Source organism: Spirosoma arcticum, assembly GCF_054779955.1.
This window is the reverse complement of sequence record NZ_BAAGXG010000010.1, coordinates 59,109-77,375: the sequence shown is the minus strand read 5'-3', so window position 1 is coordinate 77,375 and position 18,267 is coordinate 59,109. Positions and strand designations below refer to the sequence as shown.

General features: G+C 53.1%; 20 protein-coding genes. 15 read left to right on the top strand and 5 right to left on the bottom strand.

Features of this window, described 5'->3' with window-relative positions; genetic code table 11:
- Positions 1-144: 144 nt before the first annotated feature.
- The 4 genes from ACYVHB_RS22085 to ACYVHB_RS22070 all read left to right on the top strand — a co-directional run bounded on the left by ACYVHB_RS22085 (position 145) and on the right by ACYVHB_RS22070 (position 3,228).
- Entirely contained in the window at positions 145-1,197 is a 1,053-nt protein-coding gene (locus ACYVHB_RS22085) for a hypothetical protein (RefSeq protein ID WP_461053972.1), read from the top strand.
- A gap of 76 nt (positions 1,198-1,273) precedes the next feature.
- Positions 1,274-2,170, top strand: a complete 897-nt coding sequence (locus ACYVHB_RS22080) for a hypothetical protein (protein WP_461053971.1) — start codon at positions 1,274-1,276, stop codon at positions 2,168-2,170.
- An 88-nt stretch (positions 2,171-2,258) separates the two neighbouring features.
- Positions 2,259-2,720 (top strand): hypothetical protein, encoded by a 462-nt coding sequence (locus tag ACYVHB_RS22075; RefSeq protein WP_461053970.1) that lies wholly within the window; start codon positions 2,259-2,261, stop codon positions 2,718-2,720.
- Between the two features lie 4 nt (positions 2,721-2,724).
- Positions 2,725-3,228, top strand: coding sequence for a CsgE family curli-type amyloid fiber assembly protein (locus tag ACYVHB_RS22070; RefSeq protein WP_461053969.1), 504 nt, complete (start codon positions 2,725-2,727; stop codon positions 3,226-3,228).
- A gap of 21 nt (positions 3,229-3,249) precedes the next feature.
- Here ACYVHB_RS22070 and ACYVHB_RS22065 read toward each other — a convergent pair whose 3' ends face one another.
- On the bottom strand, positions 3,250-5,328 hold the full coding sequence (locus ACYVHB_RS22065; RefSeq protein WP_461053968.1) for a PKD domain-containing protein: 2,079 nt from the start codon (positions 5,326-5,328) through the stop codon (positions 3,250-3,252).
- Between the two features lie 238 nt (positions 5,329-5,566).
- On the opposite strand from ACYVHB_RS22065, the gene ACYVHB_RS22060 reads away from it, so the two are divergent.
- Genes ACYVHB_RS22060 through ACYVHB_RS22050 form a run of 3 tightly spaced genes read left to right on the top strand, consistent with a single transcriptional unit; the run spans position 5,567 to position 9,014 of the window.
- Entirely contained in the window at positions 5,567-6,004 is a 438-nt protein-coding gene (locus ACYVHB_RS22060) for a curli production assembly/transport component CsgF (RefSeq protein ID WP_461053967.1), read from the top strand.
- 49 nt (positions 6,005-6,053) lie between these two features.
- On the top strand, positions 6,054-7,469 hold the full coding sequence (locus ACYVHB_RS22055) for a CsgG/HfaB family protein (RefSeq protein ID WP_461053966.1): 1,416 nt from the start codon (positions 6,054-6,056) through the stop codon (positions 7,467-7,469).
- 36 nt (positions 7,470-7,505) lie between these two features.
- Entirely contained in the window at positions 7,506-9,014 is a 1,509-nt protein-coding gene (locus tag ACYVHB_RS22050; protein WP_461053965.1) for a carboxypeptidase regulatory-like domain-containing protein, read from the top strand.
- A 148-nt stretch (positions 9,015-9,162) separates the two neighbouring features.
- On the opposite strand, the gene ACYVHB_RS22045 is transcribed toward ACYVHB_RS22050, so the two are convergent.
- From ACYVHB_RS22045 to ACYVHB_RS22035, 3 genes are read right to left on the bottom strand one after another with little or no spacing between them, the layout of a single operon-like run.
- Positions 9,163-10,005 (bottom strand): C1 family peptidase, encoded by an 843-nt coding sequence (locus ACYVHB_RS22045; protein ID WP_461053964.1) that lies wholly within the window; start codon positions 10,003-10,005, stop codon positions 9,163-9,165.
- Positions 10,002-10,817 carry a hypothetical protein gene (locus ACYVHB_RS22040; RefSeq protein ID WP_461053963.1) on the bottom strand — a complete coding sequence of 272 codons (816 nt, stop codon included), beginning with the start codon at positions 10,815-10,817 and terminating at the stop codon, positions 10,002-10,004. Before ACYVHB_RS22040 ends, ACYVHB_RS22045 begins: the two co-directional genes overlap by 4 nt.
- A 2-nt stretch (positions 10,818-10,819) precedes the next feature.
- Positions 10,820-11,503 carry an RNA polymerase sigma factor gene (locus ACYVHB_RS22035; protein WP_461053962.1) on the bottom strand — a complete coding sequence of 228 codons (684 nt, stop codon included), beginning with the start codon at positions 11,501-11,503 and terminating at the stop codon, positions 10,820-10,822.
- Between the two features lie 225 nt (positions 11,504-11,728).
- Here ACYVHB_RS22035 and ACYVHB_RS22030 point away from each other — a divergent pair, with 225 nt between their 5' ends.
- From ACYVHB_RS22030 to ACYVHB_RS22010, 5 genes are all read left to right on the top strand, one after another.
- Positions 11,729-12,610: a sterol desaturase family protein gene (locus ACYVHB_RS22030; RefSeq protein ID WP_461053961.1), complete on the top strand. Its 882-nt coding sequence runs from the start codon at positions 11,729-11,731 to the stop codon at positions 12,608-12,610.
- Positions 12,611-12,817: 207 nt separating this feature from the next.
- Positions 12,818-13,237, top strand: a complete 420-nt coding sequence (locus ACYVHB_RS22025; RefSeq protein WP_461053960.1) for a hypothetical protein — start codon at positions 12,818-12,820, stop codon at positions 13,235-13,237.
- A 307-nt stretch (positions 13,238-13,544) separates the two neighbouring features.
- The gene (locus ACYVHB_RS22020; RefSeq protein ID WP_461053959.1) at positions 13,545-14,327 is read left to right on the top strand and encodes a DUF3667 domain-containing protein; all 783 of its coding nucleotides are present in this window, start codon (positions 13,545-13,547) and stop codon (positions 14,325-14,327) included.
- A 263-nt stretch (positions 14,328-14,590) separates the two neighbouring features.
- Entirely contained in the window at positions 14,591-14,830 is a 240-nt protein-coding gene (locus ACYVHB_RS22015; RefSeq protein ID WP_461053958.1) for a hypothetical protein, read from the top strand.
- 62 nt (positions 14,831-14,892) lie between these two features.
- Entirely contained in the window at positions 14,893-15,741 is an 849-nt protein-coding gene (locus ACYVHB_RS22010; protein ID WP_461053957.1) for a ThuA domain-containing protein, read from the top strand.
- Positions 15,742-15,868: 127 nt separating this feature from the next.
- Here the strand turns inward: ACYVHB_RS22010 and ACYVHB_RS22005 are convergent, their stop codons facing one another.
- The gene (locus ACYVHB_RS22005; protein ID WP_461053956.1) at positions 15,869-16,195 is read right to left on the bottom strand and encodes a GNAT family N-acetyltransferase; all 327 of its coding nucleotides are present in this window, start codon (positions 16,193-16,195) and stop codon (positions 15,869-15,871) included.
- 99 nt (positions 16,196-16,294) lie between these two features.
- On the opposite strand from ACYVHB_RS22005, the gene ACYVHB_RS22000 reads away from it, so the two are divergent.
- The 3 genes from ACYVHB_RS22000 to ACYVHB_RS21990 all read left to right on the top strand — a co-directional run bounded on the left by ACYVHB_RS22000 (position 16,295) and on the right by ACYVHB_RS21990 (position 18,214).
- Positions 16,295-17,248, top strand: coding sequence for a helix-turn-helix transcriptional regulator (locus tag ACYVHB_RS22000; protein ID WP_461053955.1), 954 nt, complete (start codon positions 16,295-16,297; stop codon positions 17,246-17,248).
- Positions 17,249-17,418: 170 nt separating this feature from the next.
- Entirely contained in the window at positions 17,419-17,832 is a 414-nt protein-coding gene (locus ACYVHB_RS21995; protein WP_461053954.1) for a DUF3224 domain-containing protein, read from the top strand.
- Positions 17,833-17,836: 4 nt separating this feature from the next.
- Complete coding sequence (locus tag ACYVHB_RS21990) at positions 17,837-18,214, top strand: VOC family protein (RefSeq protein WP_461053953.1); 378 nt, start codon at positions 17,837-17,839, stop codon at positions 18,212-18,214.
- Positions 18,215-18,267: the final 53 nt, after the last annotated feature.

Below are 18,267 nucleotides of genomic sequence, written 5' to 3'. Positions count from 1 at the left end.
TACCTACTGCTGATTATCTCCATTTTTTGGCTCTCGTTATCAATCGGCTCACATTTTTTATCCCGCCCTGTTAACCTTTCCCCATAGTTGTGATACACAGAGGAGACAAACTCACAGTCAGTTCACCTTAATCAGTTTTAAATCATGAAAAAGCTCATTTTATCCGCATTCGCGGCCGCTACCGTTTGCAGCGTCTACGCCCAGTCGAACACCCTGTCGCTCAATCAGCGTGGCGACGGAAACCAGGCACCCGTTACGCAGCGGGGAAGCAATAACGCCTTGTCATTAAGCCAGACGGGCAACGGGAACGGTACGGTTTATGGCCTCGACATTGTACAGGCGGGTACCAGAAACGCGGGTACCGTCAGCATGACTGGCGATAATAATCTGGTTTCTTTTGGACAGAGTGGCTCACAAAACACCAGCAATCTGGCCATCACCGGGAATGGCAATACGGCTTCATTGCAGACCTGGAGCGTCGGTAATCACGTATCTGTGACGCAGATAGGCAATGCGAACACGGCGTCGACCAGCAGTTTTATTTCCAGCGGGAATCAGTTCAGCATAGACCAGAACGGCGACGGTAACAGTGCCAGTGCGGTATCGAGTTGGGGCGGTAACCATCAGGTTTCGATCTCGCAGGCTGGCAATAACAACCAGAGTTACGTCCGGGCGTCGGGCTACGATGGCTCTGCTTCTCTTTACGACAGCTACAATAGCCAGGTTACCATCGATCAGGTTGGCAATGGCAACGTCGGCAATGCGAATATTCAATACAGTTCGGATAATCAGGTCACGATCAGCCAGGTTGGCAATGACAATAGCGCCCGCACGAACCACACGGGCGGTATGAATCCGGGCTATGGTGACTCGAACAAGGCGACTATCTCGCAAACCGGCGACGCCAACCAGACCGTGATTGACCAGCCCGGCAACTCTAACCAGACCAGTATGACCCAATTGGGGACTGCCAACGAAGCTCGGCTTATCCAATCGGGTTCGTTGAATACGGCCACCGTCTTTCAGGAGGGTATTGGCAACGTATTGACCGGTCTGGACTCATCCAACTACGCTGCACAGTACGGGGGCAGTGGCAATTCGCTCACCCTCACCCAGACCGGCGATGGCAATGTGCTCCGCTTCGGGCAGTCGGGCAACAATAACACCGCTACCGTTACGCAGGAACAGTTGCCATAGGCGGTGAATCCGCCCCTGAAAATTGCCCGCACAGGCCATCAATCACTTTCAGTTCACACTAATTTTTCTATCAATCATGAAAATATTCATTCTATCCGCATTCGCGGCCGCTACCGTTTGCAGCGTCTACGCCCAGTCAAATACCCTGTCGCTCAGTCAGAGTGGCAACGGAAACGATGCTCCGGTTACGCAACGGGGCAGTGCCAATGCAGGCGCCATTACCGTAGCGGGTGATAATAACACGTCCACCTTTGAGCAGTCCGGGGACCGTCTGCGGGGCCGCCTATCAATCGTGGGCAGTCGGAATAACGCGTTTGTCCAGGCGGATCATTACCTGAACGAGACTTCGGTCGCGCAGGTTGGCAACGACAATACGGGGGTCGCCCTGTCGACGTTCCGCAGCGATCACAACCAGGTTACCCTTTCTCAGATCGGGGACGGCAATACCGGCTTTGCCTACGCAACCGACCACAGTGATAACAACCAGATCAGGCTCACCCAAAGTGGAAGTAACAATACGGGTGAGGCTTATTCGGCCTACCGAAGCGCGCACAACCGGGTCAGCCTCAGTCAAACCGGAGACGGTAACACCGGTTTTGCCGCTGCATCGAACAGCGACAGGAACCAAATCAGCCTTGTCCAGACAGGCGATCATAACGCGGGCTACGTTTCGGCGAATGATGGCAGCAGTAACCAGGGCAGCATCAGTCAGACGGGGTCGGATAACTCGGCAGCACTGTCGCAGGTAGGCTATTCCAATGGGGCATCGGTCACGCAGGAGGGGAATAACAACATACTAACGAATCTGGAGCCAGTACCTGGGGAACGCATCCGCATTCGTTACATTGGTGCTGTTCAGCAGGGGTACGGCAACGCGCTGACCTTAACGCAAACCGGCGATGGCAACGTGCTGCATTTTAACCAGTCGGGCAACGGCAACACGGCGACCGTTACGCAGGGAGTTTCATTCTAAGCCCGACAAGCCCGTTCGTTCGTCCGCTTACGAACGGGCTTTCACCCCCGACTCGTCTTTTCTACGGCATCCAAAATCCCCAATCATCATGATACGGCTCATTTTTACGCTGATGATTACCCTACCATGTGCTGCCCTCCCGTGGGTCGCTTCGGCCCAGTCGGAGGTGTATTTCCAGCAACCGCCGACCGACCGAAATCTGGCCGGGCTGACGTCCGGCGAACTGACCATCGTGCAGACAGGGCAACTCAACCAACTCCGCTATGGGGAAGCCGGGACCGGCAATACGGTTCGCCTGTCGCAGCAGGGTACCAATAATGCGCTGGACCTGGAGGTAACCGGCACCGGAAACCAGTATGATTTTGCGCAGCAGGGCGACAACAACGTGGCGCAGTGGCGAACCGGGCACCAAAACAACGACCACCTGGAGGTGCTGCAACGGGGCAACAACAATCAACTGATTCAGGAGGGCAGTGTCCCGGCCGCGGGCGTACCGATGCGCATTGAGCAAACGGGCGGTATGCAACTACTCCTCAAAAACGGCTATTAATCCCATGAACTACGCAAGATTACTCGTCAATATCCTGTTATTGGCCCTGCTACCGTATTGGGCATTCGCGCAGGCCCCTGAGGTCGGCGACGAGTTAGATCTCGAAGGAATACTGGTAGAAAGCGCGATGGGCGAGACCAATGGCACCAGTCTGATTCTGGATAATTCCCGCACTAAAGTCGGCAGGGACTTTTACGACCTGTTCTACAAACACTGGTCTGTGCCAACCCAGGCCGATAGCACGCAGCGACGCAACGCCGGGCCAACCGACTCATCCGGCGACGTAGTGATCATGATTGAAGAAATCCCCTCGCCCGGCACAGCCAACCAGATTCTGATCAGCATCGACGACCAGCCCGTCTGGCAGCAGTTTGTACAGGGACGCTACGAGTTGCTTGAAGCAGACGCGCACGATGCCGTAGACATCGTCCGGCAGTACCTAACGGCGTATCAGGAAACGCAGCAGCCACTCGGCACCCAGGACCAAAAAGGTTCCGGTGTACATTGATGGTAAAGAGCATTCTCCCACTTATTTTATTTTGATGAGCCAATAATCCCAAAATCGTTCATGGCTATTCTCCGTTTTATCCCCGGATGCAGGAGAATCCGACTCCCCACCCACCAGAAAACCCCCATCCGCAGTAGCAATTATAGAGCGTAGATAGTCGGACTCTGCTCCACCAAAGGTCTTATCCCATTGCTTAACTCCACTACCATTGATCTTGATGAGCCAATAATCGCCAAATCCCTTGCTATTCTCCGTTTTATCCCCGGATGCAGAAGAGCCCGAATCTCCACCCACCAGCCCCCCCCCGTCCGCGGTAGCAACCATAGAGCGTAAATAATCAAAACCCGGCCCCCCAAAGGTCTTATCCCATTGCTTAACTCCACTACCATTGATCTTGATGAGCCAACAATCATTAAATCCCTTGCCTTCTTCCATTTTATCCCCGGATGCAGGGGAATCCGAAGACCCACCCACCCAAAAACCCCCGTCCGAAGTGGCAACTATAGAGGATAAATTATCATTACCCGACCCCCCAAAGGTCTTATCCCACTGCTTAACTCCACTACCATTGATCTTGATGAGCCAATAATCAGTAGTTAAACTGTTATTTCCTCGACGATTCTCCGTTTTATCCCCGGATGCAGAGGATTGCGACTCCCCACCCACCAAAAAACCCCCATCCGCCGTGGCAACTATTGAGTGTAAATTATCATCGCTCGACCCACCAAAGGTCTTATCCCATTGCTTAACCCCATTCACATTGATCTTGATGAGCCAATAATCGCCAGCTCCCTTGCCATCCTCCGTTTTATCCCCGGATGCAGGAGATTGCGAATACCCACCCACCAAAAAACCTCCGTCCGCAGTAGCAACTATAGAGGATAAATTATCATTACCCGACCCCCCAAAGGTCTTATCCCATTGCTTAACCCCATTCACATTGATCTTGATGAGCCAATAATCGTTACCTCCCTTGCTATCCGCAGTTTTATCCCCGGATGCAGGGGAATCTGAAGTCCCGCCCACCAAAAAACCCCCATCCGAAGTGGCAACTATTCCAGAGGGGAAATAATCATTACTTGACCCCCCAAAGGTCTTGTCCCATTGCTTAACCCCATTCGCATTGATCTTGATCAGCCAATAGTCGTTACCTCCCCTGCTATCCGCAGTTTTATCCCCGGATACAGAAGAATTCGAATACCCACTCAGCAAAAATCCCCCCTCCGGAGTGGCAACTATAGAGTATAAAGCATCAAAATTCGACCCCCCAAAGGTCTTATCCCAAAACTTGGTGACAACATATACTTTAGTCGTTACAGGCTGCGTTTTGGTGGCTGTTTTGCCGTTTCCCGTCGCGGTTAACACCACCTGAAACGTACCACCTTTTGTGTACTGATGGCGGGGGCTGGCCTCCGTAGAACTGCCCCCATCGCCAAAATCCCATTGATACGTATCGGCATTGGTTGACTTGTTGGTGAAAGCCACTTCGCAGGGAATCGTGCACTCGCCACCGGTAAACGTAAAGTCGGCTACGGGTGGAGGAATTTGGATTGAAACGTCTTTACTGAGCATACTGCTACCCCTTGGTCCCGTAGCAATTAATTTAATGGCGTATATTTTTCCCTGCGTGTAGGTATGTTGGGGGTTATGTTCGGTAGAGGTCTGCCCGTCGCCAAAGTCCCACTGGTAACTCGTCGCGTTCTGCGATTGATTGGTTAGGGTTACGGCGCACGGAGCCGTGCATCCCTCACCTGCAACGCTGAACTGAGCAACGGCTGCGGCAGGAGGAGCCTGAATAGTAATGATTTGGGTAACCTGGTTGCTGCCCCCCGCTCCTTTCGCCGTCAGTTTTACCGTATAGCTACCGGCCACCGTATACGTATGCTTCGGGTTCTGCTCACTGGACGATTGTCCATCGGCAAAATCCCAATAATAACTGGTCGCGTCTTTGGATGCATTCGTAAACGTCACCTCGCAGGGAGCGGTACAGTTATTATTCTGTACAGAAAAAGCGGGCAGGGGTTCAGGCTCAGGTTCCTTTTCCTTACGACATTGGCTTAAACTCAGTAATAAAAGCAAGTAGGTAGGGAGACATTTCATGGCTGTGGTGGGGAATAAGATGAAACTATTTTAAGAATAAGTTAAATAAAACTACTTTATATTTTGCAATATTCCAAGAAGTAATTTAAAAATTAGTTTAACAAGGGCGTGGTACGTCAGCCGGCCGCATTCCGATTTATGCCCTAATCCGGGAAACTCAAATTTTATAAAAAAGGCCTGTTAACCTTCCGCATATCTCGAGATATACAATCAGAACACCCTTTACTTCTGACTGTATATGAAAACGCTATTCATCATCGCATCCCTGCTGCTCCCCGCCGGACTGTACCCGCTTCGGGCGCAGGCGCTTACCTACCGGCCCAACAACCCGGCTTTCGGGGGCAACACCTTCAACTACCAGTGGTTGCTCAGCTCAGCCCAGGCGCAGGACACCCATAAAGACCCGGCGGCCAAAACTACATCCGCAGCGAGCGGCCTCGGCGGGTCATCCAACGGCTCGTCGCTCCAGAGTTTCTCCGACAACCTACAGCGTCAATTACTCAGCCGACTATCGCAGAACATTCTCAACAAGCAGTTTGGCGAGGATGGTCTGCAGGAAGGCACCTTCACCTTCGGCGACATGCAGGTGGTGATCAGCAATGCCGCCGAGGGAGTCGTCATCCGCATTACCGATGGCAAAGGCGGGGAAAGCGCCATCACAGTACCTTACCTCTGAGTCTGTTCATCCCGTTTATCACCTCCGTCTCCCTTAACGCTCGTTCGCCATGAATCATTTATCGACAAAAATCGGCATCACCCTGTTGACGGTCACCGGCACCGTATGGTTGCTGACCGGTTGCAGCGCCTACCTTCACCAACCAACGCGCACCCAATCGGCCCGCTTAGGTGAAGAAACCACTCTCACGGCCGGGCTGCGCCAACTGCCCGCTCCCCACGAGAAAATAGTAGCCGCCGTCTACAAATTCCGGGATCAGACCGGCCAGTATAAACAAACCGAAACCGGCGCGGGCTTCTCGACGGCCGTGTCGCAGGGAACCACCAACATCCTGCTGAAGGCGCTGGAAGAAAGCGGCTGGTTCGTGCCTATCGAGCGCGAAAACGTCAGCAACCTGCTCAACGAGCGCAAAATCATCCGCTCCAGCCTGTCGCAGTACAAGAGCGAGGCCGAAAATCTGCCGCCCCTGTTGTTCGCGGGCATTATTCTGGAAGGCGGTATCGTTTCCTACGATGCCAACACCATTACTGGGGGGGCGGGGCTGCGGTTCTTCGGCACCGGCGGCTCCAACCAGTACCGGCAGGACCGGGTAACGGTGTATCTGCGGGCCGTGGCCACCAAATCGGGGAAGATTCTCAAAACGGTTTACACCTCCAAAACCATTCTGTCGCAGGCGGTCGATGCCGGGATGTTCCGGTACGTGCGCTTCAAACGCCTGCTCGAAATAGAAACCGGCTACGCCACCAACGAGCCCGCCCAGATGGCCGTTACGGAAGCCATTGAAAAGGCGGTTCAGTCGCTGGTGCTCGAAGGCATTCAGGATAACCTCTGGGCCGTTGACGATAAAGCCGCTGGGCAGGCGCAGACGATGCTGACGGCCTATGCCCGCGAGAAAGAGGAGATGAGCCAAACCGACGTCTACGGGGGTCGTAACACCGTCGAACCGTCGCGGCTGACGGTTCAGCCCTACGTGTCGGCCTGGCGGTATCACGGCGATATTGCCAGCCGGGGCTTCCGAACGGGCTACGGGCTGGCCGCTGATGTGTACCTCTCCAAAAATTTCGGCATTCAGGTGAACGCGGGTGTTGGAGCGCTCGCCAGCGGTCAGAAATTCAGTTGTCCGGTCAGTCTTTTACAGGGCAACCTCATCTACCGCACCCTCCCCTTCCAGCGCATCACGCCACTGGTATACGCGGGCGTCGGGGTTGTGATGTGCCGCACCGGAACCTCACCAATCGACGTTCGTGGCCAGCAATACGTATTGCTGAACGGCGGTATCGGTGCCGAGTACGCCATTAACCACGTTTTCGGACTCCGAACCACGCTGGAATACCATCAACCCATGACCGACGCCTTAGACAAAATCGTGTCCGGCCGCTACAACGATTATTACCTGCGCGGTTCCGTGGGCCTGGCTTTCTACGTCGGGCGTTCGGTCCGGCAACACGCCCCGCTTCACCGCTAATTCATCGATCTCACTAAACCCTTACCGCCTGCACTCATGAAACGTCTACTCCATTTTCTCCCGCTGCTGCTGATCGGCCTTGGGGGATGCAACGAAGATCTGCTGGTCGAACCCCAGCAATACGGGTCCATCAGCGGCCAGGTGCTGAGCAAAAAGGATGGCATCCCGGTTAACAAAGCCGCCGTTCGGTTAAGCCCGTCGGGCAGAACGGTGCAAACCGACACGACCGGTCGCTTCCGCTTCGACACGGTTTTGGTGGGTAAGTACACGATCCAGGCGTCTAAAGAAGCGTTTCGCGACGAACTGACGACGGTTGAGGTGGCGAGTACCTATGGGTCGGCCACGGTTATGTACCTGGTAAACGACAACCCGCCCCCCACGGAACCCCGGCTACTCACCCCGGCGGTGAGTGTCAGTGCCGTATCGACCATGGCCGTGTTGACGTGGCAGTCCAACGACCCGAATAAAGACCCACTGACGTACGAGGTTGTTATCCTGCGCGAAGGAAGCACCACGCCCATGCAAACGGTTACGGGCCTAAAAGCCGATTCACTCGTGTTGACCGGACTGGATTACGGAACCACCTATTATTGGCAGGTAACCGTCTCGGACGGCGTGAATTCGATAACCGGCAAAACGTGGAGTTTTCGGACGGTTCCGTTCCCCGATGTTGCCTACGTGTTTACGCGGAAGGTGGACGGGCGCTACCAGATTTTCGCAGCCATTGGTGGGGGCAACGCCATTGCGTTGACGCATACCGGCAGCAACTGGCGACCCGTGGTCAGCCCCAACGGGAAGCAGATCGCGTTTATGTCAAACGCCGGGACCGACGTTCATCTCTTCGTTATGAACCACGACGGTAGCCACCCACGCCGGGTAACTACCGTACCAATGGCTGGCTTGGTACCTTCGGACCTTTCGTTCTGCTGGTCGCCCGATGGTACGCAACTCCTGTATCCCAGCCATAATAAACTGTATGTCGTGCAGGCCGATGGGTCGGGTAATGGCCTGCGGATGGTTTCCCAGGCACCCGCCGGGCGCTTCTTCGCCGGGTGCGACTGGACACCGCAGGGCAACCGGATCATTGCCCGCACCACCGGCTCCAGCATCTACGACAATCGGTTTGTGGTTATGTCGCCCCAGGGCAAGGACACAATTACGGTGTTGACGCAGGTGGGCGGACGGATGGGGAATCCCGTTTTTTCGACAACTGGGGAAAAAATCTTGTTCTCCTATGACAAAATTCCGTTTCAGAACGCGCAGGGACGTCAGTTGAACGCGCTGATCGCTTTGCTAACGCTTGGCGAAAAGCAACCCCAGGATGTGATGACCTTTGGCACTGATACCCGGTCAACTAAACCAGTGGGCACCAACGATCTTGATCCCCGTTTTTCACCAGATGGTGCGAAGATCACCTTCACTAATACCAGCAACACCGGCACGGGTGAAGGTACCGTAATGACGATTGATTTCGACGGAAAAACCGGCCAAAACCGCACGGTGCTAATTAAAGCGGCAGAAATGCCCTGCTGGCGCTCGATGTAGTCATTTTAAGTAAGTGTACAGGAGAACGAGGGAAGACCGGAAAAAGCGCAGCCGCCTGGCCGCGCTTTTTTTATTGGAAAGACCAGTTGCCCAAACGAGTTGCCGACCGTTGCGCAGCGTCCACGGGGCAACTGGGCAATTGTCCCCGCTACGGCGGGCTGATGGCGTAGCCGTAGCGAGTGAATCGGGCTAAATCCCGGTAGCGAATCCAGCAAAACCCGCCGTCGGCCCACGCACTGCCGAAGCTATTGACCACCCGGAAACTCCCCCCGTATCGGCCGTCGTCGTACCCGATCAGGCATACCGCATGGCCCCGCAGTTCGTTGCTTAGTGGATTTTCGCTCCGGTTTGGTTTCCAGACGCGCCCTGCCGAATAAAAAGAAGCCGGAACTACCATCCCAATCACCACCGGACTCCCACTGGCCAGCGCCCTCCGGAGGTTGGCTATTTTTTTCTGTGCATCGTCCCCTACGCTGAACAGCCGCTCATACGCCCCGATTCGGTACTGGGCGGCAACAGCGTCGAACCCGTCGGTTTTTTGGCTACAGGCCGGGTAGGGAAAGCGGTTTACCGGCACAGCCCCCGTACCCCGTAGCACATCGAGGGCTTTGGACAGATACACCCCCTGGGTACAGGCGTAGTCACCGCCGGTTTTAGCCTTTTCGTAGAGGTAACTCGGCGAGAAAGCCAGTTGACCAATTGCCGTTTTGTCAGTGATTTGTCGGGTTTTAGCTTCGATGATCGTTCGAAAATAATAGCCGCACGCAAAGCCAACGCAGGTGCTATACGTTCCCTGCGCCCGCACCGCCGGGCAAAACGGTTCGTACGAAATGCGGGAAGGGATTTTTTCCTTATACACTACGCCTGGGTACGGCAACTGCTCATAGGCCTGGTCATCAAGCAGCATACCGGGGTTATCAGTCATCTGGGCCACGACTGGGAAAGTCATCGCCAGTACCAACAAACCGGTGAGCCACGGGCGGTTCATCATGGTTCGGATGGGTTGGTCGACAACTGACGGAGGAGTTGGGTAGCTTCCCGCTGATAGGGGTGCCCGTTCAGCCCGGCTATCTGCTCCGCTAACGCACGGGCTTTCTGACGCTGGTTTGTTTTCAGGTACGCCAACGCCAGGTACCACTGCGCACTGGCGCTCCAATGCCCCGGCGCTGACTGGATCAGCACGCTCAGCTTGTCAATGGCTGCCTGCGTGTCGGGCCGCTGGAGCGCCTGGACGGCTTCCCGCAACCGAACCGAATCAGAACTGGCCGATTCGGTTTGGGGAGCAGCCGCCCGGTCGGGGTCGGGGGCCAGCACGGGTGCCAGTTTAAGGTCGGGCGAGAAGAAGGTGTCAAACGTGCGGGCGTTCTGCGTCAGTTGTACGCGCTCGGTCTGCTGATTTTGGTAGATGACCCACCCAAAACCAAGTACGATCACCAAGACGGCGGCCATCGCAAAATAAGCCCACTGTTCGCGGAATACGGTACGTTTCAGTTTCGCGGTTGGGGGTGGCGTAACGTAAGTTGGCTCAACGTGAGTTGGTAGTGGCTGACCGGCAGACGGCACCGACGATTCGTCCCGGCTGGTGAGCAGGCCCCGCCGATTCAGGTCCGTATGCATAGCCCTGAACTGCTCTTTCTGCGCCATGAACGCAAGGCCCTGCTTGATTTCCCGCTGAATCGCTACCTCATTACGCAGGTTCGCATCTTGCTGCATTCGGGTCTCGAAACGAGCCTTCTCTGCGGCCGTCAATTGACCGGACAGGTACGCGCCAATCTGTTCCAGCAGTTCATCCGATAACGCCATAATTAATCTCGTTTATACTGGATATACAGGGTCTTCATTCGCTGGGCACACCGGAACCGCTTCACTTTGGCGGAGTTTTCCTGTAGGCCGATCCGGGCGCCACACTCACTCAATGACTTCTCCTCGACGTAGAAACAGCGAAGCATCGTCTGGCAGTCAGCACTCACTTCGGCAAACGCCCGCCCGACGGCGTCCCAATCGGCGTCGACAGCACCCCAAATGGCATCGCGCTCCAGCATGTCCGGCTCGGTAGCAGTAATGGATTCCGGGTCAGCCTCGTCACTGCTGAGAAAGGCGGAGGACGACGGAGCCGATTCGATGACCAACGATTGGGTCGTATCGGCCACGTTCGGGTTGGCAGCCCCGTGTCGGGCCTGGTTTTTTTTCAGGAACGTGGCCCACCGATTCCGGCAGACGGTGAAGACGTAGGCCGTTACGGGTTTTCCCTGAAACGCGTATTTTCCGTTCTTCACGTTGACCGCAAATTCAGCCAGACCATCCTGCAAAATATCCAGCGCATCGTCGGGGTCGATGGCGCTGCGCTGGCAGGCGTAAGGAATGAAGATCCGGTGTGTTTTCATGTACAAACATTCCCACGCCTGCCGGTAGTCCGCCCGCAGGGCTTCGTAAAACGCGAGGTTATCCTGGTCGAACCGCTGGCAGGGGTTATCGGGGTGGGTTGTCATACGAACCGGGTTTCATAGCGAATAGCGGGATGGCATAGGTAGTCATTTTATTTATCTTCGCAGCACACCATACGTTATCAACCGGCGTGCTGCTTTCCTGGAATGACAGCAACACGAGCTGATTTTTGGTAACGCACAAAGCGATGGTACGACAGACTGCCAACGTTAATTGTGGCAGACATCAGCGCCTAATCTGTTTATATTTGCACAATACGTAGAAAAACCATGAAAGACCTCATTCAGTACGCCATCCCCGGCTTCATCATCCTGCTGGTTGCGGAAGTGATTATAACGGCTCGTGAGCAGAAAGACTATTACGATGCCAGGGACACGGCCGGTAGTTTAGCGATGGGCATCGGCAACGTGGTTGTTGGGTTTGTGGGCAAAGCGATTGTGTTTGGGGCGTATTCGCTCGTGTACCAGTTCCGGCTGTTCACCGTCGACATAACGCACTGGTGGGCGTGGGTGGTGCTGTTCTTCGCCGACGACTTCAGCTACTACTGGTTCCACCGCATCAGCCACGGCAGCCGCTATTTCTGGGCCTCGCACGTGGTGCATCACTCGTCGCAGAAGTACAACCTCGGCACGGCCCTGCGCCAAACCTGGACGGGCAGCCTGACGGGGGCATGGGTGTTCTGGATCTGGCTACCGCTGATTGGCTTTCACCCGGCGGCCGTGATGACCATGCAGGCCATCAGTTTGCTTTACCAGTTCTGGATTCACACCGAGCACATCAACAAACTCCCCGCCCCCATCGAATTCATCTTTAACACGCCCTCCCACCACCGGGTGCATCACGGGTCCAACCTGGCGTATTTAGACAAAAACCACGCGGGTGTCCTCATCATCTGGGATCGGCTATTCGGCACGTTCGAACCGGAGCGCGACCGGCCAACCTACGGCCTGACCACCAACCTAAACTCGCACAACCCAGTCAAAATCGCCTTCCACGAGTGGACCGCCATCGGCCGCGACCTACGCCGGGCGGGATCGCTGCGCAACGCAATGGGTTACCTGTTCGGACCACCGGGCTGGAGCCACGACGGAAGCCGGAAAACGACGAAACAATTGCGGGGAGAAAGGAAGGATACGACCAAAGCTGCTTAGTCAACGCCCCGACAGGCCAAGTTTAGGTTTGTGGGCCAGCGTCCGGGCGACAGGCCGAACGCTCCGATAGTCAGACTTGATAAGGATCGGTGGACAAAAGCTTGAAAAGTGTGTTGTTGAGCTTCGCGCTCTGGCGTAAACAGATTTAATATTGTGGTAAAATGAAAAGAGTTTTTTTTGTAGGAAAACTGTAAAAACTGTATCGTTATGAGAAGGATCGTTTTGTTCTTTGTTCTTGTCAACACCTTTTTTGCCTGCAAAGAAGATGCTGACGAAGTGGTAATGCCTGATATTGCTGGTGTTTATCAAATCAATACTCTTCAAAACCAGCAAGGCGAAACTCTTACTTTCCCAACACTTGCATCTGACGGGAGAGTTACGATTACTTCTGAATTGGAAATAACAAAAGTTGATGAGTTTCAAATCAATATTATTAGAAGGGGAGTTGCAACAGGGACGCCATACACTGACCCTCTGGGCTTGTTTGATATTCGAAAAGGCGAGGGAGAATACATCGTTTACAAAGACGGCCTGTACATTGGTAGCATAAACAGTAGCAAACTGTACTTGAATTTTGCAGGACGAAGCCGAAACACAATGATTGCTACAATTCGAGCAAGCAAATAAGCAGTAAGTGCGTTCGTAGTGCGCTTTCTGTTGGCTGTCACCGGCTTTGCGGCAGGCAACAGAAAGCGTTTTTTGCTCATTAGGCGGGTTCCGGTCTACAGACCAAACGCCTTGGTTAGGCCGGTTTCGGTTTGCGGGGCAGCGTCTTTGCGACAGGGCGAACGTCTCGATAGACAAGGCCCGAAATAAATACAGTAACACAAAATGCGAACCGGGCCGCCGGTGCGGTGCGTATTTTGTGTTGAAAGTACGGCAACCGGTGAGTTAGTTGCTATATTGAGAAAATTACTATGCCATAAAATCATCAATGACAAAATACTGCCAAAACTGCAATTCAGAATTAAACGGAAACTTTTGTAGCCATTGTGGGCAAAGCGCCAATACACATAGGCTAAACGTTCACTTTTTATGGCACGACATCCAACACGGATTATTACATATTGACAAAGGCATTTTGTATACAACAAGAGAATTATTTACGAGGCCTGGGCATTCTATTCGAGAGTTTTTACAAGGTAAGCGAGTTAAACATTTTAAACCCATTTCGTTAGTCTTAATTCTTGCAGGTATTTATGGTTTGTTATCACATTATTTTGACATCAACTTTTTAACCAATAATTTCCAAGTAACAGGAAGTAGCGAAAAATTTAATCAAACTAAGGTTACAATTGATAAAGCAATTGAATGGATTTATCAACATTATTCAATTTTAGCATTAATCCAAATCCCATTCTTTTCTATTGGGACGTATCTTTGCTTTAAGAAAATCGGATATAATTTTGTTGAGCATTTAGTTGTCAATGCTTTCATAGCAGGACAAAAATTAATAATTCATATTGTAGGTTTGCCTTTTGACTATTTTTCTAATAATACCTCTAATTCAAAAGCAACAGAGGGTATCTCATTTGCAGCCAAGCTTAGTATTACAGATTTAATTGGATATGCAATAACATTTTGGACACTTTCTCAATTATTTAAGGAATTGAGTTTTCTACAAAGAATTGGGAGAACTTTATTAAGTTTATTTATCACGGGTATAATAATATTTTCTATAGTTTTACTATTAGTTGGTAGATCAATAATGGGGTGATACAAAGTAAAAGAAATACAGCAGTCAACATGGTATAATTGGCTTATTTTTGGGAACCTCTGTAAATTTTGAACTGTATTCTGCTCAAAATATTTTGTCATTAAGTAGTGTTTTTGCTGACTTGGGTTGCAGCGTGTTTGCAATGACTGTTTCTGGAGCAGTTTCTGCTTGGATGTTGGGTGATTTGAAAGCAAAATAGAATCAACTAATTGAGTCCTTACCTTTGCTGTGTGAAATACTGGAACGTACAAATTAACTCTCAAATGAAACAATTATCCGAAATGAGCTTAGTTAAACTCAAAAGTCAGGAGAAACAGCAGACGACGGTATTGGGTGCTTTTATTGGTTTAATTCTCATTATGGCAGTTGCTGGTGTGATCTCAACTTTTCAGAGAGGTTTCACGGTATTTACGGTGCTGCCAATCGCTTTTCTCCCCCTGATTACTGTCTTTTCCACTAACTTGAAAAAGACAAAAGCAGAAATCAGATCAAGGAATTTGTAAATAAAGGTCATCTAAGCAGATAAGGCTACTCAACGTAGTCACGTCTATCTTAATGGACTTCTATGAAAAAGTTGGTAAAAATTGTCCTTTATAGCGTATTAGGACTGGTCATACTACTCGTCGTTACGGGCGGCCTGTTTATCTACAAAGTCAAAAACGGATTCCCCGTCAGTTACGAAACCAACCGCCCAGCGATTAGTTTCCCAGTTAATAAACCGGCAATTCTGCTGTTTTCGAAAACGACCGGCTTTCGTCATGGTGAATCCATCGACGCGTCAAAACCGGTGTTTCGGCAACTGGCTCAACGCTACGGCTGGTTTGTCTACGAAACCGAAGAGGGGGGCGTGTTCAACCCGGAGCAGTTGACGCAATTCAACGCTGTTGTTTTCAATAACTCCACCGGGCGGGTACTTAACGACGAGCAACAGCAGGCACTTGGTCAGTACGTCGAAGCGGGCGGAGCACTGATGGGTATTCACGGCTCCGGCGACGATTCGCACCATTGGTCCTGGTACGAAACGAATTTGATGGGGGCTAAATTTTCGCATCATCCGCTCAACCCGCAGTTACAGCAGGCAACTGTATACGTCGACACCAACACCAACTCAACGCTGACACGTCAGCTCCCGGCATCGTGGACGCACACCGATGAATGGTACGTATTTTTTACGCAGCCCAAAGGTGCCCGGATAGTATCGTACATCGACGGGAACAAGATTATCCCCGGCGGTAACGTACTGTTCATCAAGGACAAAAACTTCGGCATGGGTAAATACCATCCGGTTGCCTGGTACCGGACGATTAGGCAGGGTAAGACATTTTATACGTCGATGGGCCACAATGCCGCCGTCTGGAAAGACGCTAATTTCGTCCGGCTGTTGGAAAATGCGCTTCGCTGGACAATCAACTAATTACCTTAAGTTGGGGGCCTGTTGCCGTTCGTACGCTCTGCGTGAAAGAGTTCAGCCAGTTCATCCAATTGTGCGTCTCCACCCACTACATCATAATTATCGGTATCCAGACGAGCATTCGCCATCTTTAGAAATCACTCGCGTTGTACGCCGTTGAGACGACCCGGTTCCAGTCGGGGTGGCGTTTGATGTAGACGGCGACGAATGGGCAGAGCGGGACGATTTTGAGGTTGTTGCGCTCCACGTACTCCAGCACACCCGCCAGCAAATGCGAACCAACGCCCTGCCCTTCCAAGCTGGGGTCTACTTCGGTGTGGGTCAGCGCGAGTGTTTCGTCGTCTACCTGTTGATAGTCGACGATGGAGAGTTTGCCATCGGTTTTCAGTTCGAACCGGTGGTGGTGCTGATTGTGAGTGACGGGGGCGTCGTTCGCCGGGGGGCCGGTCTGGTTCATAGCGTTTCTACATTGTGTACCGCTATCTACCCCAAAGCGGCTGGACTTGTTCACTGATTGGCTTATTTTCGCGAAACGTTAACCCTGACCGCCCTCGCCATGAACCGACTCGACCGCCTGACCGCCATTCTGATTCATCTCCAAACCAAGCGGGTTGTGCGGGCGCAGGAAATAGCCGACCGGTTTGCCATCAGCCTGCGGACGGTGTACCGCGACGTGCGGTCGCTGGAAGAAGCGGGCGTTCCCATCGGGGCCGAAGCGGGCGTGGGCTACTTCCTGACCGACTACCACCTGCCGCCGGTCATGTTCAGCAATGCCGAAGCCAGTGCCTTAGTGTTTGGGTCCAAGCTGGTAGAAAAATGGGGCGACGAATCGGTGCAGACGGCGTTTGAGTCGGCCCTGTTCAAGATTAAGTCGGTGCTGAAGCGGAAAGATCAGGAACATTTGGACGACCTCAGCCCGCAGGTGGCGGTCCATAAACCCAAGACCCGCGAACCTTACGTGGGTGGTTTGCTCAACGACATGCAGCAGGCCATTGCCCGCCACCACGTGCTCGACCTGTGCTACCAGGCTGGATACACCGATACCGAAACCCGGCGCGAGGTGGAACCCGTTGGCCTGTATCATTACGGCATGACCTGGCACCTGATCGCCTTCTGCCGAACCCGCCAGGATTACCGCGACTTCCGGATTGACCGCATCCGCGAACTGACCAACACGAGTCAGCCATTTGCCCGGCGTGACCGGCTGACGCTGCGCGAATACCTCGACCGGGTACGGGCGACCAATATGCCGCTGGTGAACGTCACTATTTCGTTCACGAAAATGGCGGCCCGGTTCGTTCAGCAGGATCGGTATGGCTGGGGGTTCGAGCGCGAAGAAGACCTCGGCGACCGCGTCAGGATGTACCTCTGCACCCCCCACCTCGAAGGACTGGGCCGGTGGCTCCTCTCCTATGGCGATGCCGTGATTATTGAATCGCCCCCGGCGCTGCATTCAATGATGCGGAAACTGGCTAACGAAGTACAGACTCATTACAAGAATGATGAATGATAAATCGGTCCGCCGAAGCGGATGAATGCGTTCAGTCAGAAGAAGCATTATTCATCCGCTTCGGCGGACCGATTTATCATTCATCATTCTCCCTACTGACATACTGTTGTCACTGGTTGGGGCTTGCTTTGTGATGTTGTTTTAGCGCACAAAGCAAACCCGAACTGGCTATGAAAATAACCGCCCAACGCACGACCAAAACATGGAACGAGGTTCCCTACGACGAACTCGACGGCACCCCTACGCTCACCCGCTCCTGCGTAACCAACGCGTATGAGGGCGGTATTGAGGGCGAAGGCTGGGAAGAATACCTGATGCTGTGCCGACACGACGATTCGCAAAGCTTCGTCAGCATGGAACGCGTTATCGGCTGCATCGGCGACCGGCGGGGCAGCTTCGTCATGCAGAGCGTGGGTACGTATGGGAACGGGGTGGCACGGGGCCGCCTGACGGTGGTGCCGGACAGCGGCAGCGGTGATCTGACCGGCCTGCGGGGCGAAGGGCAGTTTACACTTCTTCGGGGCAGGTATGCAACGATTACGCTTGACTATGAATGGGTTGACCAGTACATAACTACGCCGTGAACGCATGAAACTGAACGCAGGTATCATCACGAATCGATTGCCCGAAAGTAAACAGTTTTACTGCAACGTATTGCAGTTTGGCGTCACCTTCGAGAACGACTTTTACTTGTTGCTGCACACGCCTGACCACCAGGCCGAGCTAAGTTTTCTGACGCCCAATCACCCCTCGCAGCAACCGCTGTTCCAGCCCGCTTTTGGTGGCAAAGGCGTGTACCTGACTATCGAAGTCCCCGACGTTGACGTGGAGTATGCCCGAATTACGGAACTGGGTATTCCCGTTATTATTCCAATACGCGACGAACCGTGGGGCGACCGGCATTTCGCGATCACCGACCCGAACGGCGTCGGTATTGACATCGTTACCTATGCACCGGCTGACTGATTGCGGGCGAATGGAACAACCGGCCCCGGTCAGATAGTATGTACTGTTTGACT

Excerpts from the sequence above, each read along its gene's own strand:
- ACYVHB_RS22085 (WP_461053972.1), top strand. The coding sequence starts at position 145 with ATGAAAAAGCTCATTTTATCCGCATTCGCGGCCGCTACCGTTTGCAGC.
- ACYVHB_RS22080 (WP_461053971.1), top strand. The coding sequence starts at position 1,274 with ATGAAAATATTCATTCTATCCGCATTCGCGGCCGCTACCGTTTGCAGC.
- ACYVHB_RS22075 (WP_461053970.1), top strand. The coding sequence starts at position 2,259 with ATGATACGGCTCATTTTTACGCTGATGATTACCCTACCATGTGCTGCC.
- ACYVHB_RS22070 (WP_461053969.1), top strand. The coding sequence starts at position 2,725 with ATGAACTACGCAAGATTACTCGTCAATATCCTGTTATTGGCCCTGCTA.
- ACYVHB_RS22065 (WP_461053968.1), bottom strand. The coding sequence starts at position 5,328 with ATGAAATGTCTCCCTACCTACTTGCTTTTATTACTGAGTTTAAGCCAA.
- ACYVHB_RS22060 (WP_461053967.1), top strand. The coding sequence starts at position 5,567 with ATGAAAACGCTATTCATCATCGCATCCCTGCTGCTCCCCGCCGGACTG.
- ACYVHB_RS22055 (WP_461053966.1), top strand. The coding sequence starts at position 6,054 with ATGAATCATTTATCGACAAAAATCGGCATCACCCTGTTGACGGTCACC.
- ACYVHB_RS22050 (WP_461053965.1), top strand. The coding sequence starts at position 7,506 with ATGAAACGTCTACTCCATTTTCTCCCGCTGCTGCTGATCGGCCTTGGG.
- ACYVHB_RS22045 (WP_461053964.1), bottom strand. The coding sequence starts at position 10,005 with ATGATGAACCGCCCGTGGCTCACCGGTTTGTTGGTACTGGCGATGACT.
- ACYVHB_RS22040 (WP_461053963.1), bottom strand. The coding sequence starts at position 10,817 with ATGGCGTTATCGGATGAACTGCTGGAACAGATTGGCGCGTACCTGTCC.
- ACYVHB_RS22035 (WP_461053962.1), bottom strand. The coding sequence starts at position 11,503 with ATGACAACCCACCCCGATAACCCCTGCCAGCGGTTCGACCAGGATAAC.
- ACYVHB_RS22030 (WP_461053961.1), top strand. The coding sequence starts at position 11,729 with ATGAAAGACCTCATTCAGTACGCCATCCCCGGCTTCATCATCCTGCTG.
- ACYVHB_RS22025 (WP_461053960.1), top strand. The coding sequence starts at position 12,818 with ATGAGAAGGATCGTTTTGTTCTTTGTTCTTGTCAACACCTTTTTTGCC.
- ACYVHB_RS22020 (WP_461053959.1), top strand. The coding sequence starts at position 13,545 with ATGACAAAATACTGCCAAAACTGCAATTCAGAATTAAACGGAAACTTT.
- ACYVHB_RS22015 (WP_461053958.1), top strand. The coding sequence starts at position 14,591 with ATGAAACAATTATCCGAAATGAGCTTAGTTAAACTCAAAAGTCAGGAG.
- ACYVHB_RS22010 (WP_461053957.1), top strand. The coding sequence starts at position 14,893 with ATGAAAAAGTTGGTAAAAATTGTCCTTTATAGCGTATTAGGACTGGTC.
- ACYVHB_RS22005 (WP_461053956.1), bottom strand. The coding sequence starts at position 16,195 with ATGAACCAGACCGGCCCCCCGGCGAACGACGCCCCCGTCACTCACAAT.
- ACYVHB_RS22000 (WP_461053955.1), top strand. The coding sequence starts at position 16,295 with ATGAACCGACTCGACCGCCTGACCGCCATTCTGATTCATCTCCAAACC.
- ACYVHB_RS21995 (WP_461053954.1), top strand. The coding sequence starts at position 17,419 with ATGAAAATAACCGCCCAACGCACGACCAAAACATGGAACGAGGTTCCC.
- ACYVHB_RS21990 (WP_461053953.1), top strand. The coding sequence starts at position 17,837 with ATGAAACTGAACGCAGGTATCATCACGAATCGATTGCCCGAAAGTAAA.